The organism is Pseudomonas sivasensis (genome assembly GCF_013778505.1).
In the GTDB taxonomy this organism is placed as follows: domain Bacteria; phylum Pseudomonadota; class Gammaproteobacteria; order Pseudomonadales; family Pseudomonadaceae; genus Aquipseudomonas; species Aquipseudomonas sivasensis.
The window spans coordinates 410351-422924 of sequence record NZ_JAAOWU010000001.1 but is presented as its reverse complement, the minus strand read 5'-3'; the positions used below and the strand labels follow the sequence as shown (position 1 = coordinate 422924).

General features: G+C 62.2%; 14 protein-coding genes. 6 read left to right on the top strand and 8 right to left on the bottom strand.

Annotated elements, in window-relative coordinates; translation table 11 throughout:
- The first annotated feature begins 28 nt into the window (after nt 1-28).
- Nucleotides 29-1294, top strand: coding sequence for a CynX/NimT family MFS transporter (locus G9Q84_RS01860; protein ID WP_122680334.1), 1266 nt, complete (start codon nt 29-31; stop codon nt 1292-1294).
- On the opposite strand, the gene G9Q84_RS01855 is transcribed toward G9Q84_RS01860, so the two are convergent.
- From G9Q84_RS01855 to G9Q84_RS01820, 8 genes are all read right to left on the bottom strand, one after another.
- The gene (locus G9Q84_RS01855; RefSeq protein ID WP_122764764.1) at nt 1291-1938 is read right to left on the bottom strand and encodes a DUF1120 domain-containing protein; all 648 of its coding nucleotides are present in this window, start codon (nt 1936-1938) and stop codon (nt 1291-1293) included. The genes G9Q84_RS01860 and G9Q84_RS01855 overlap by 4 nt on opposite strands.
- Nucleotides 1939-1955: 17 nt before the next feature.
- Nucleotides 1956-3074 (bottom strand): DUF1120 domain-containing protein, encoded by a 1119-nt coding sequence (locus G9Q84_RS01850; RefSeq protein ID WP_032886385.1) that lies wholly within the window; start codon nt 3072-3074, stop codon nt 1956-1958.
- Between the two features lie 3 nt (nt 3075-3077).
- Nucleotides 3078-5525: a fimbria/pilus outer membrane usher protein gene (locus G9Q84_RS01845; RefSeq protein ID WP_185159948.1), complete on the bottom strand. Its 2448-nt coding sequence runs from the start codon at nt 5523-5525 to the stop codon at nt 3078-3080.
- A gap of 83 nt (nt 5526-5608) precedes the next feature.
- Nucleotides 5609-6304 (bottom strand): fimbria/pilus chaperone family protein, encoded by a 696-nt coding sequence (locus G9Q84_RS01840; RefSeq protein WP_032886386.1) that lies wholly within the window; start codon nt 6302-6304, stop codon nt 5609-5611.
- 28 nt (nt 6305-6332) lie between these two features.
- The gene (locus G9Q84_RS01835; RefSeq protein WP_181642813.1) at nt 6333-6956 is read right to left on the bottom strand and encodes a DUF1120 domain-containing protein; all 624 of its coding nucleotides are present in this window, start codon (nt 6954-6956) and stop codon (nt 6333-6335) included.
- Between the two features lie 69 nt (nt 6957-7025).
- A complete protein-coding gene (locus G9Q84_RS01830; protein ID WP_181642812.1) occupies nt 7026-7646 on the bottom strand; it encodes a DUF1120 domain-containing protein in 621 nt (206 codons plus the stop codon).
- Nucleotides 7647-7676: 30 nt separating this feature from the next.
- On the bottom strand, nt 7677-8291 hold the full coding sequence (locus G9Q84_RS01825) for a DUF1120 domain-containing protein (RefSeq protein WP_095183894.1): 615 nt from the start codon (nt 8289-8291) through the stop codon (nt 7677-7679).
- A gap of 44 nt (nt 8292-8335) precedes the next feature.
- The gene (locus tag G9Q84_RS01820; protein ID WP_181642811.1) at nt 8336-8959 is read right to left on the bottom strand and encodes a DUF1120 domain-containing protein; all 624 of its coding nucleotides are present in this window, start codon (nt 8957-8959) and stop codon (nt 8336-8338) included.
- 521 nt (nt 8960-9480) lie between these two features.
- Here G9Q84_RS01820 and G9Q84_RS01815 point away from each other — a divergent pair.
- From G9Q84_RS01815 to G9Q84_RS01795, 5 genes are all read left to right on the top strand, one after another.
- Nucleotides 9481-9837, top strand: coding sequence for a hypothetical protein (locus G9Q84_RS01815; protein ID WP_050442825.1), 357 nt, complete (start codon nt 9481-9483; stop codon nt 9835-9837).
- 206 nt (nt 9838-10043) lie between these two features.
- Nucleotides 10044-10679: a response regulator gene (locus tag G9Q84_RS01810; RefSeq protein WP_122680329.1), complete on the top strand. Its 636-nt coding sequence runs from the start codon at nt 10044-10046 to the stop codon at nt 10677-10679.
- Nucleotides 10680-10775: 96 nt separating this feature from the next.
- A complete protein-coding gene (locus G9Q84_RS01805; RefSeq protein WP_032886392.1) occupies nt 10776-11246 on the top strand; it encodes a nuclear transport factor 2 family protein in 471 nt (156 codons plus the stop codon).
- A gap of 36 nt (nt 11247-11282) precedes the next feature.
- Entirely contained in the window at nt 11283-11558 is a 276-nt protein-coding gene (locus tag G9Q84_RS01800; RefSeq protein WP_032886393.1) for a GIY-YIG nuclease family protein, read from the top strand.
- Nucleotides 11559-11634: 76 nt separating this feature from the next.
- Complete coding sequence (locus tag G9Q84_RS01795) at nt 11635-12570, top strand: glutathione S-transferase family protein (protein WP_032886394.1); 936 nt, start codon at nt 11635-11637, stop codon at nt 12568-12570.
- Nucleotides 12571-12574: the final 4 nt, after the last annotated feature.

Below are 12574 nucleotides of genomic sequence, written 5' to 3'. Positions count from 1 at the left end.
TACGCCATCCTCGGCGCCCAGTTGATCCATGAACCTTGAAGCCAAACGCACGACTGAACTTGAAGAACTGTTGATCGACGCCGAAGCAGACGACGACATCGTGCAGCAGGCGCCCGCGCCGCTGAACCGCCCTTGGTTGTTGCTGCTAGGCCTGGTCCTGGTGGCGTTGAACCTGCGTCCGGCGCTGTCGAGCATGGCGCCGGTGCTCGGTGAAGTGTCCAGCAGCCTGGGCTTGTCAGCCGCCAGGGCCGGTCTGCTGACCACCTTGCCAGTGTTGTGCCTGGGGCTCTTCGCGCCCCTGGCGCCGATCCTGGCGCGGCGTTTTGGCGCCGAGCGCGTGGTGCTGGGAATTCTGTTGACCCTGGCGGCGGGCATCCTGCTACGCAGTTCGTTCGGTGAAGTGGGCCTGTTCGCCGGCAGCCTGATTGCCGGCGCAAGCATTGGGATTATCGGCGTGTTGTTGCCGGGCATCGTCAAGCGTGATTTCGCTCGACAGGCCGGCGCCATGACCGGCGTGTACACCATGGCGCTGTGCCTGGGCGCGGCGCTGGCGGCAGGCGCAACGGTGCCGTTGAGTCATTACTTCGGCGACAGTTGGCCGATAGGCCTGGGCTTCTGGATCTTGCCGGCGCTGATGGCGGCCGTGTTCTGGTTGCCCCAGGTCGGGCATAAACAGGGCGCGCATCAGGTGGCTTACCGGGTCAAGGGCTTGCTGCGTGACCCACTGGCCTGGCAGGTGACCTTGTACATGGGCCTGCAATCGTCCCTGGCGTACATCGTGTTTGGCTGGCTGCCGTCGATCCTGATCGGTCGTGGCCTGAGCGCCACCGAGGCCGGGTTGGCGCTGTCTGGCTCGATCATTGTGCAATTGGTCAGTTCGCTGGCCGCGCCGTGGCTGGCCACCCGGGGCAAGGACCAGCGCCTGGCGATTGTGGTGGTGATGCTGCTGACCCTCGGCGGGCTGTTCGGTTGCCTCTATGCACCGCTCGATGGCTTGTGGGGCTGGGCGATTTTGCTTGGGCTGGGGCAGGGCGGCACGTTCAGCCTGGCGTTGACCCTGATCGTGCTGCGTTCCCCTGATGCCCACGTGGCGGCCAACCTGTCGAGTATGGCCCAGGGCTTCGGTTACACCCTGGCCTCGCTCGGCCCATTGGCCGTGGGCCTGGTGCATGACTGGACCGGCGGCTGGTCGGCCATTGGCTGGATCTTCGCGGTGCTTGGTGTCGGTGCGATCGCCGCGGGCCTTGGCGCCGGGCGGGCGCGGTATGTGCAGGTGACCAGCGAGAAAATCTAGAGGTACACCACCTCCAGCGTGGCGAGGCCGTCGAGCGCGATGTCGCGGCTCAGGTCGAGGTTTTGCGTGGCGTTGATCACGGTCTCGACCTGCACCGTGCTGGTCAATTCTTGAATCGCCGAAGGGCCGGCCGTGCTGCCGGCGATGTCCGTGAACCCAAGGTAGCTCTTGGCGCCGATGTTGATCGGGTTGAGGTTGGCAGTGCGCCAGGCCAGGCCACCGGTGGTGGACTCGGTGCCATACACCAGCGTGCTGCCGTCGACGATGGTCTGGCGCGGGTCGAAGGCCATCGAGTACAGACCGATGCGGTTACCGCTATGGTCCAAGCCCAGGCCGTAGTAAATCTCGCTGTTGACCATCGCCGAACCGTCACGATTGTCCCGCATGCGCAAGGCGAAGCGGTTCGCGCCGTTGCAGGCAATCCTGACTTGCAACGGCTTGATGGGCAGACGCGTGCCCTTGTCCACGTTGAGGTCCTGATGGGAGATCTTGCCGTAGTCGATGACTGCACCGTTGGAAAGCAGCGGCGTACAGGCGGTGGGCGTGAGACGGCCTGTGACCGCCAGATCCACCTGCGAGGCCGCCTGAGCGGCGGTCCCTGCGGCCAGCAGCAGGGAAAGAAGGGCGATGTTGTGCGTTTTCATGAGGCTGATCCCTTGGGTTACAGGTAAATGATTTCGAGGGTGCCGGCGCCGTTGATGTGCACCATGTTTCGCAAGTCCAGCGACTCCATCGGCGCCAGGTAGGCCTTGATGCGCAGCGTGCCGGAGAGGTTCTGGATCGGCACCGGCCCCAACGTGCTGGCGGTGCGGTCGGTAAAGCCCATTAGGCTGTTGGCGGCGATGGGGATTTGGCGCGGGCTGGAGCTGCTCCACGCCGCCCCGCCACTGGTGGAGTCGGTGCGATACAGCGGGCCGAGGGCATCAGCGCTGAACTCGGCCGGGTCGATGTTCACGTAGTAGCGCCCGATCTTGTTGTGGCTGTAGTCCACGTCCAGGCCGTAGGCAGTTTCATCGGTGCCGCCGGTGGCGGAACCGTTGCGGTTGTCATGCATCTTCAGGGCGAAGGGCGTGGCGGCGTCGCAGCTCACGGAAAACTGCAAGGTCCGCGTGGGCAGCGGCGTTTCACTGGTGGCGCTCAAGTCCTTGGCCAGCAGCCTGCCATAATTCACCAGCCCGCCATTGGACAATAGCGGCACGCACGCCACAGGGGCGAAGTGCGCTTGCAGGGTCAGCTCTCGCTCGCTTTGCGGGTGGGAGACGCGGCCGGTCACTTCCCAAGTGGTCGCGTCCCGCACGCGTGTGGCGGCAGCATCGGCCCAGGCGCTCACGCTCAGTTGCAGCGTGAAATGCTTGCCGGTCAGCGGTGTGCCGTTGAGCATCGGGGCGATCCCGTGCCCCGGCCGCCAGCCGAGTGCGGCGCCGGTGGCCACGGGCGGCTGACCGTTGGCGGGCAGCAACCCTAGGTTGACCGCCTGGCCATCCAGCATTCCGTCGCTGACCTGTATGGCGTAGCTGCCGTGCTCGGTGAATTGCAGGCGCTCGGCACTTGCGGCGACAGCGCGATAGAACAGGCTCATGTCGCCGGGTTGCGCGCAGTTGAGTGTCAGGCTCAGACGGCGCTCGCCGAGTAGACGCTGGGGGGCGCTGTCGTGCTGCGCGGCGCGGTTCATCGAGCCGAAATCCAGGCGCGCCTCGCTGAGGTTTAACTGGCATTCATCCGCGGCCAAGGCGCAGTTGGACACTATCAGCAGCAGGCAGGCAACTCTCAGGATGGGCATCGGTCATTCTCCAGGGGTATGGCAGCGGGCGTCGGCGGTTTCGAAATACACCGTGGGGTCGGGCTTGGTCGGCAGGTCGAAGCGCAGTTCACAGCGCCCGATGTCGGCGTTGCTGACCCACAGCGTGGTGTGCTCCAGCACGTTGGGCAGGAACACCTGGCTTCCATCCTGGACCAGGGTGATGAACTCGCCCTCGGCCGTGCTTACCACCGCGCCGCGCGGCAGCGGTTGGCCCTGATCAGTGCGTGCGGTGAGCAGCAACCGACGGGTGAGCGCCACGCCGAACTCGACGCGATCCACCGCACCGCGCCCGGCCGAAATCATCGCCAGGCCGTTGTTGATGTCGGCATTGCGCGGTAGCGAACGGGTCTGCACTTCGACCGGACTGCGGCCATAGGCGTTGACCTGGGACACCACCGCTTGCCCCTGCCAGTCGGTCCAGACCGGGCCGCTGGGGGTGCTGAGTTTGATGCCGCTCATGTCGCCCACAGACACCAGTGCGAACGTGTCGCGCACGGGATACGGCGAGAAGGTCAGACCGCTGCCATGGGCCACCACGGCGCCGCGAGCGCCGCCTTGGTAGCTTGAACGTTCACTGTCGCTGCGGCTGTAGCTCAGGTCCAACTGGCTGTAGCGGGGCAGGGTGGACACGCCGACGGTGGTCTCGACCTGGCGGTCGCGGGTGTCGTATTCGGCGCTGACGCGGTAGCTGAGTTGATCGTCGATCTGCTCGTTGAGCCCGACTCCCGAGCGATGCTCGCCTCCCGAATTGCGCACCCACGCGCGGCCCCGGCGACGCTCGCCGAGGGGCAGGCTGAGGTTCAGGTACACCGCGTTGTCCTGCTGTTGGCGACCGCCCATCTGCCATTCGGCGCTGGCGGACAGCGATACGCCGCCCACACTGGTGCCCCACGAGGCCAGGGCACGGCTGCTGGTCTCGTCGTCAAAATTGCTGGAGCGCGACACCCCGGCGCTGAACGCCCCTAGCGATGGGTGCGACCAGCCGAGTGTGACGCTTTGCTGGTCGCGGTAACGTGAGCGGCGATAGTGGTCGGGTTGGGTGTCGTAAGTGGTTTCTTCCAGATCGCGATAGCCCGGCGTGCGCCAGGAGTTGGCCGCGCTGAATGACCATTGCTCACCCAGGCGCTGGGACCATGCGAGGTCGGTCTGCATGCCTTGGGCCTTGTCGTGGGACTGCGCATCGGAGAACTGGCTGGCCAGTTGCACTTGGCTGTCGAGCCCTGGCAGCCAGGCCAGGCTTGCGCCCACGCCGCGATATTCGCTGGCCGCGAGCAGGCCGCCGCCCACCGAGACTTGCGGGTGCACGGCGCCGTTCCAGCCGGCGCTGACAACCCAGGGGTCATCGCCTTTGGCGTCTCCTATATTGCGTACGCGACCTGCGCCCACCGAATAACCGGCTGCCGGCAGGCCCAGGCCAAGCATCGCTGCCGGCACGGTAAAACGGCGCTCCTCGCCGGTGCTTTCCCGAACAGTCACTTCGACGTCCGAGCGGGTGTTCAAGCGCCGCACATCGCGCAAGGCGAACGGGCCGGCGGGGACTACCGTTGAGTGGATTAACGCGCCGTTCTGCCGCACTTCGACCTGCGCCGGGCTGTTGGCGATGCCCTCGATGGTCGCACCTTGCTCCTGGTCCAGCAGTGCCTGCTCGGTGAACACCTGCACGCCATTGATCTGCGCCCCGGACAGCACCGGGTTGTAGAGGCTGATCTGCCCGGCTTGCAGCACCGCCTGATGCTGGGCGAAGGTGCGCTGGGCGTAGGCTTCCAGGTGGGTACTGCGCGACAGGCCGTCCTGCCAGGTCTGCACCTGGCGGCTGCGCACGATCCAGTCGCCGGCGTTGAAGCCAACTTCGGTATTGGCCGAGCCGAAGCGGTTGGTGTCATCGCCCAACTGATTGTAGAAACCGCTCAGGTCATAGTTGAGCAAGGCCGCGATGCCGCCGGCTTGATACCCCGAGACATCCTGTTTCAGCGGTCGCAGGGCCTCGGTCGGCACCACCAGCGACACCGTCAGGGTGGCCGGGTCGGGTTCGATCAGGCTCTGGGGAAATTGGGCGAGAAAGTCGTGGCATTTGCCGCTGTCGTCCGGGATCACCAGGTTGGCGGCGTCCAGTAACGTGCGGTCGAAACACAGGGCACCCTGTTGATCGAAACGGGCTTGCAGACGACCACGGTTTTGGCCGTTGACCCGCAGCGTCACCGCGTGTTTGCCAGCGGTAAAGCGCGGAGCTTCCAGCAGCAGGCTGGCCAGTTGCGGATCAATGCCGCGCTGGCTCAGGGTCTTGGAATCGAAACCGGAATCGGCATCGGCCCAGGTCACTTCAGGGAGCAGGGCGCAAGTTAACAGCCACGCCGGCAGGGCAAGGTGGGTGGGTGCGGCGGGCACGGCTTTGCCGTCACGATCATTCACGACTGTTTTCACCAAAGGCATTAAGTGTTGGACGTCTGTGCGTCGCGGTGACGGTCATTGCGCCGTCACTTCGTATTTACAGGCGCGAGCGTCTGTTTTTTTCGTTAGAGCACGGTGATAGGGGCTTCGTAGGCGGCCACCGCGAAGCCATAGAGGGTGGCCGGTTGCAGCCGGACAGTTTGGGCGCCGGTGCCGGTTACCGGTACACGCAATCGCTCGCCCGGCAACACGTAGGTGCGCGGCAGCATCGCCTTGCCGTTACCCGGAAGCAGGCTCAGTTCCTGGGCCAGTCGCACCACATACGGCGTGTCATTACTGACCTGCAATTGGTTGTTCTCAAGGGCCCAGGTCAAACCGGTCCAGGGCGTGCGATTGGGCGCCAGCCCTTCGGGATGAATGATCACCGGCAGGTTCTGACGCACGGTCACGCCGACGCGGGCATGCCCTGCTTTGGTGGCGGCTCGGCCGGTGGGCATGCCTTCGAAAATCACCCGTTTGAGCCGCTGCGTCATCAGCGGCTGCTGCGCCTGCAAAATGAAACGCACCAGTTGCGATTTGCCGGGGTCGACGCGCGCCAGCGGGGGAGTGACCACCAACAACGGCTCTGTGTCTTCCGGAATGTTTTCGAGGGTGACGTGCAGCAGGGCCAGTTGGCTGTCGGTGTTAGTCACCGAAACACTGGCCTCGCCCTCGCTTTCATGCACGATCACCACGGAGGTGTCGGGGACCATTCCGTCGGCCCGGGCATTCAGGCTGAACAGAAGTGTCAGGGCCGCGATGTTCAAAAGTAACGTCGTCATGACGGGGTTCCATTGGGCAAAAGAAGAATCAGAAGTAGCGCAGATCCAGGACGATCGACCCGTCCAAGGGCACCTCTTGATCCAGGGTCAGGTAGTTTGAAAAGTTGATGGACGTTTCTACGTGCAATTGGGCGTCCAGTTGGCGGATGAAGTCCGGCTGACGGTCACCCGATAGCGCGAAACCGGCATAGGCCTTTGGCTCGGCGTCGGGCCGCGCGGCCCAGGTTTCACCGCCATCGGTGGACACCAGCACCTGCATGGGCTGCCCATCGCCCACCGGGTTGCGATAGAAAAGCGCCACACTGCCCATGCGCTCATCGGGGGCATGAATATTTCGACCCAGGCCGAAAACATCCGGCGTCAGTGCTGATTCCGCGCGATTGTCGATGCCCGCCAGCGCAAACAGCATGGGCCGCGCGCATTGCACGGAGAGTTCCAGTAGCTGGCTTGGCAGCACGGTGAATTCATCGCTGTTGAGGGTATGCGTGGGAATCTTGCCGTGGTCGACAATGCCTTCTTCCGACAGCTCGACGTGGCAGGCGTCCGGGGTGAGCCTGCCGGTCACCGTGACGTCGACTATCGATGCTGCGCTTGTCGGTGCGGCGAAGGTCAGTGTGAGCAGGACGGCAAAAAGATTGGGCTGCAGGTTCATGGGGATCACTGGCTGGAGGACGGTGGCCGTACGTAAAGGCGACCATGCCTGAGCATGGTCGCCCTGGCGTTACAGGTACTTCACTTCCAGGGTGGCCGAACCATCCAGGGTGACCTCGTTGGTCAGGTCCAGGCCGTCGGTGCGGGCGATCGAGGTGTTCACCTGCAGGTCAGCCACCAATTCCGTAGCGGGTACTGGCGTCGAGGTGTCACTTGTGGCTGCCACCGACATGTAGAGGCCTGGGTCCCAGAACCTTTCTTCGTACCACGTCTTGCCGCCATCACCGGAGGCGATGGTTTTCACTGGGGCGCCGTCGGCGATGGCGTTCTGCAAAATCAGCGTGAACCACCCCAGTTTTTGCGTGCCGTTGATCAGGCCCAGGCCGAACAGCGTGCTCATCAGTGCCGATTCTTTCCGGTTATCGATTGAGTTCAGGGCAAACGTGGTCGGACCATCACAATTCACTTCAATAATCAGGGTGTGCGTGCCGATGAGCGTTGGGTTGTTCGGGCGCAGGTCCTTGGCGGAGATTTTGCCGTGATCGATGATGCCGCCGCCGGATAGGGTGGGCGTGCAGGCACTGGGAACGATCAGGCCCTTGACCGCCAGGTCGACGGTGGAGGCTGCGAAGGCGGTCGCGCCGGTCACCAGCATCACGCTGGCTGCGACGGTACTGAGCAGGGTTTTCATGGCGAACTGATTCCTTTCGATAATGGGTAATTACAGGTACTTGAGTTGGATGGTGGCGTGACCGTCGATGGGGACTTCGTCCAACAGGGTCAAGCGCTCCGAAGGGGCAACGTGGGTATACAGACGGATCTCGGCGTCAAACTCCTGGGCGGCGATGGGCGTCTCTTCACCGCTTTTCGCGATCGTGGTCAGCCACAGGTGATTCAACTCATTGGCGGGTCTCCAGGTGACGCCGCCATCCTCTGAATTAATCATGCGTACCGCGACGCCATCCGCAACGGGGGTGTAAAGGTGAAAGCTTGCCCCACCGATTTTTTCGTCATTGGGCGTCATCCCCAAGCCATGCCACCGATCATGGTTGGCCGACGTGCCGGCGCGGTTATCGATGGTGTTGAGGGTGAAAAAAGTGGGGCCTTCACAGCGCACACTTACATGCATGCTTTGGTTGGGCAGGGAGGTGTGCTGGTCGGCATTGAGCGACTTTGCCGACATTTTTCCGAAGTCGACCATGCCGCCATCGGAAATCAGCGGCGCGCAGGCGCTGGGCGTAATCGTGCCGCTCACGCTGAGGTCGGTATTGCTGGAGGCAAACACGACGGGAGTGAACAGCAATAGCAGCGCAGTGCGAGTGGCACATAGGTTCATAGGGCAATCACCATTGAGCGGGGTGGAAGGACGTTGGGTGGGCGTTACAGGTACTTCACTTCAAAGGTCGCCGAACCATCCAACTGCACCTCGTTGGTGAGTGTTAGAGATTTGGCTGGCGCGATGGCGGTGTTGAGCACCACTTCCACACTCATGTCTTGCAGTGGGTGCGGCAGCCAGCCGTTGGTAGCGTCGAAGCTACCCAGTGCGATCAAGGCGTTAGGCACGACCGCATCGTCGTCAAATAGCTCTCCCCAGCGACCTTCGCCGCGCGTACTCAGCAAGGTTGAGGCTACGTCAGCCACTGGGTTGCGCATGGTCAGGAAATACCTGCCCAGTTTCTCGGTGTCGTTGATCAGGCCCAGGCCAAAAGCACTGTTTTGGGTAGAGGAACCGGTGCGGTTGTCGAAGGGCGTGATGGCAAACAGTGTCGAACCCTCGCAACTGACCGACAGTTTTATGGTTTGGTCAGGAAGCCGGGTTTGGGCGTCGGCATTCAGGTCTTTGGCTGAGATCTTTCCGAAATCGACAGCTCCCGGCAGGCTGGGCGTACAGGCGCTGGGCGTGATTACGCCCGTTACTGTCATGTCCACGCTGCTGGCGGCAAACGTCGGCAGCGCATTGGCGAGCAGCAGGACAGAGCTCAACAGGGTCAGGGATTTGTTCATTTCAATACATTCCACTACAGGGCTGGCTGATAAAGGCGCGCACACCGCATCGTCCGATCTTTCAAGGAGGACGGTGATCAGGGCGGCTGGTTGTGTTTGATTGGGCTCGCCGGTGGCAGCAAGTCCATTCCCTCTTTGCGGGGTGACGGCAATTTAGCTGCCGGGTGGGGGCGGGGAAATACAACTTTTACGACAATCCTGGCCGGCGTTATTCCTACCTAAGTGCGTGGGAATTAATGATCAAATTTGTAGGAAAGTTAGTGTTTTTCGTAGTTGTTGTATCGCCAGGTTCATAGGTAAACCGTTATTTGTCGCTGCTTATTAATGGTCATGTGAGTGTCACGCAAGTGTCGCACGTTGTTCTCGGTTGGCTGTTAAAGCCTTTCACCCACTCACGATGTGTGCCGAGAACCCATGGGCTTGAAAATTAATGTAAGCGCATTGAGGTGAGTCTGGTGACAAGGGTATTTTTTAATCCAGTACCTGTCCTGAAGTTGACACCTTTACTCTCGCCACCGTTGATGGAAGGCCCCGCTGATGGTGCGCGCCATACCGCCTGGCCGACACGCAGCAGCCTGATCGAGATTTTCGGCAGTGATGAGGTGGTGAACCGCGTGCTGGTCAGCCTGATCAATGAAGCACGGGAAGATGACGCTTTGCTTGACCAGGCCCGGGCCAGCGCCGATGCGCCATTGGTGGTAGAGCGCCTGCACCGTCTGGTGGGGAGTCTGGCGTTCGTGGGGGGCGCTGACCTGGAATTGAGTGGCGAGCAACTGATCGCGCATGTCAAAGCCCGAGGCGTCTTGGCCAGTACCCCGCATTTGCAAGCGTTTCAGCGCAACTTGCATGTCTACATCCGTTATCTGAGTCGGTTATGAATAGTGCTGCCTGGAAGTTCGCAAGATGCTGTTCGGATGTGTACTAAGTTTTGGATGTAGGTAATTTCTTTTTATCTTGTAGGCATGAAGTTATTGGCTATCAATTGCTGGGCGCGGTCCGAAACGTGTCGCGTCAGGTAGTTGTTGAGCCGCTTGGACAGGGGTATTTTTGCGCGAATTCATTTTGCCATCATTCGTGGGTATTTATGCTTCGTGTAATTGTTGCCGACGATCATCCCATTGTGCGTATCGGCCAACGGGTGGTGATTGAGGCGGGCGGTAAATGCAAAGTGGTTGGCGAGGCCGATGGGCCCGATGAATTGCTCCGGTTATTGGAGACCGTCGCCTGTGATGTGCTGGTGACCGACTTCGCCATGCCGGGCGGTCAGCAGGCGGACGGTTACGGACTGCTGGGCCTGTTGCGCCGCCAGTATCCGGATTTGCCGGTGATCCTGGTCACGATGTTTGCCAATGTCGCGACGCTGCGTGCGTCGTTCGCCCATGGCGCGCGGGCGATCGTCGCCAAGAGCGCGTCGGCCCGGGAGCTGCCGATTGCGATCAGCACCGTGATCAAGGGCCAGACCTTCGCCAGTGAATGCCTGCGCGCGCAGATGGAGGAGGCAGGCACGGGGGATCAGTCGCAACAGCCGCAATTGTCGAGCAAGGAACGCGAAGTGGTGCGCATGCTCGCCAGCGGCATGACCGTCAGCCAGATCGCCGCGCGGGTCAATCGCAGTATTTCCACGATCAGTAAACAGAAAAGCACGGCCATGAGCCGGCTGTGCATTTCCACCGACGTCGACCTGTTCGCCTACGCCCGCAGTTGCGGCATGGTGCCCTAAGGTTTGGGCCGTCATCACCTGTGCAAATGCCGATAGAGTTTTGCCGGTGCGCAGACTATCTTGAGCGGCCTACAACCCCAGGTTTGGAAGCTGCCCATGAGTGATGCCCACAACGCCTTGATTACTGAGTTTTACAGCGCCTTCCAGCGCCTGGACGCCGAGGCCATGGCCGCCTGCTACACCGACGACGTTGTGTTCAGCGACCCGGCCTTCGGCGAATTGCGCGGCCGTGATGCGGGCGACATGTGGCGCATGCTGACCACGCGGGCCAAGGATTTCTCCCTGACGTTCGACCATGTACGCAGCGATGACACCACCGGCAGTGCGCATTGGGTGGCGACTTACCTGTTCAGTGCCACCGGCAACACCGTGGTCAACGATATCGGCGCGCGGTTCGTGTTCCGCGACGGCAAGATCTGTGAGCACCACGACCACTTCGACCTGTGGCGCTGGTCGCGCCAGGCGTTGGGCATCAAGGGCCTGTTGCTGGGCTGGTCGCCGGCCTTGAAAAATGCCGTCCGCGCCCAGGCACGCAAAGGCCTCAAGGCATTTCAGGCCGGGCGTTGATAAGATTGGCGCTCCTCTGGCTTGCCGACATGACCTGTGACTGATCTTCCTCCACCCAAGCCCTGGTTCGTCTACCTGGTGCGCGCCGCCAATGGCTCGCTGTATTGCGGCATCAGCAATGATCCGCTGCGCCGCTTCGCCACGCACCAGAGCGGCAAGGGCGCGCGGTTCTTCCTGTCCAGCCCGGCCGTGGCGCTGGTATACACCGAGCAATGCGCAAGCAAGGGCGAGGCGCTGCGCCAGGAGCGGTTGATCAAGAAGCTGAAGAAGAGTGCCAAGGAGTGTTTGGCGGCGCAGGGCTCATTGATCTGACTGATGGGTTCCCATCACGCCGCCATAGCCCGTTGCGCGCTAAGCTGCGGGTTCATTTTTCCAAGTGGACCCCGGCATGTCTGAACTCATCCTGCACCACTACCCAACCTCCCCATTCGCGGAAAAAGCTCGGCTGCTGCTGGGTTTCAAAGGTTTGTCCTGGCATTCGGTGCATATCTCGCCGGTGATGCCCAAGCCGGACCTGACGGCCCTCACCGGCGGCTATCGCAAAACCCCAGTGCTGCAAGTGGGCGCCGATATCTATTGCGACACCGCCTTGATTGCCCGTCGCCTTGAGCAGGAAAAAGCCGCGCCGGCGCTGTTCCCGCTGGGCCAGGAAATGATCACCCAAACCTTCGCCACTTGGGCCGACAGCGTGGTGTTTGCCCACGCGGTGAGCCTGGTGTTCCAGCCAGAATCGGTGGCGGTGCGTTTTGGCAAGCTGCCACCGGAAGCGATCAAGGCGTTTCTTGCCGACCGCGCCGCGCTGTTCAGTGGCGGCACCGCGAGCAAGCTGCCGACTGAGCTGGCCAAGCACCAATGGCCGGCGATCATGGCGCGGCTGGAGCAGCAACTGCAGCGTGAGTCGGGGGACTTCCTGTTTGGCGAGCCGTCGATTGCCGACTTTGCTATGGCCCATCCGTTGTGGTTCCTCAAGGCCACGCCGGTAACCGCGCCGTTGGTGGACGCGTATCCGGCCGTATCTGCGTGGCTGGGGCGTGTGCTTGGTTTTGGTCACGGCACGTCCAGCCAAATGACTGCCGAGCAGGCGTTGGAGATTGCGCGCGACGCCACACCGGCGCCGCTGCCGGACGAGGTGTTCGAGGACTTGAATGGCTTCAAGGCCGGCCAGCAGGTGACCATCGGCGCCATCGACTACGGCGTCGACCCGGTCGCCGGCGAATTGCTCTTTGCCGGGCGCGAAGAGCTGATCCTGCGCCGCACCGACCCGCGTGGCGGCACCGTGCACGTGCACTTCCCGCGCTTTGGCTTTCGCATTCAGGCGCAATAAGAAA

Coding starts and splice junctions, on each gene's coding strand:
- G9Q84_RS01860 (WP_122680334.1), top strand. CDS start 29: ATGAACCTTGAAGCCAAACGCACGACTGAACTTGAAGAACTGTTGATC.
- G9Q84_RS01855 (WP_122764764.1), bottom strand. CDS start 1,938: ATGAAAACGCACAACATCGCCCTTCTTTCCCTGCTGCTGGCCGCAGGG.
- G9Q84_RS01850 (WP_032886385.1), bottom strand. CDS start 3,074: ATGCCCATCCTGAGAGTTGCCTGCCTGCTGCTGATAGTGTCCAACTGC.
- G9Q84_RS01845 (WP_185159948.1), bottom strand. CDS start 5,525: ATGCCTTTGGTGAAAACAGTCGTGAATGATCGTGACGGCAAAGCCGTG.
- G9Q84_RS01840 (WP_032886386.1), bottom strand. CDS start 6,304: ATGACGACGTTACTTTTGAACATCGCGGCCCTGACACTTCTGTTCAGC.
- G9Q84_RS01835 (WP_181642813.1), bottom strand. CDS start 6,956: ATGAACCTGCAGCCCAATCTTTTTGCCGTCCTGCTCACACTGACCTTC.
- G9Q84_RS01830 (WP_181642812.1), bottom strand. CDS start 7,646: ATGAAAACCCTGCTCAGTACCGTCGCAGCCAGCGTGATGCTGGTGACC.
- G9Q84_RS01825 (WP_095183894.1), bottom strand. CDS start 8,291: ATGAACCTATGTGCCACTCGCACTGCGCTGCTATTGCTGTTCACTCCC.
- G9Q84_RS01820 (WP_181642811.1), bottom strand. CDS start 8,959: ATGAACAAATCCCTGACCCTGTTGAGCTCTGTCCTGCTGCTCGCCAAT.
- G9Q84_RS01815 (WP_050442825.1), top strand. CDS start 9,481: ATGGAAGGCCCCGCTGATGGTGCGCGCCATACCGCCTGGCCGACACGC.
- G9Q84_RS01810 (WP_122680329.1), top strand. CDS start 10,044: ATGCTTCGTGTAATTGTTGCCGACGATCATCCCATTGTGCGTATCGGC.
- G9Q84_RS01805 (WP_032886392.1), top strand. CDS start 10,776: ATGAGTGATGCCCACAACGCCTTGATTACTGAGTTTTACAGCGCCTTC.
- G9Q84_RS01795 (WP_032886394.1), top strand. CDS start 11,635: ATGTCTGAACTCATCCTGCACCACTACCCAACCTCCCCATTCGCGGAA.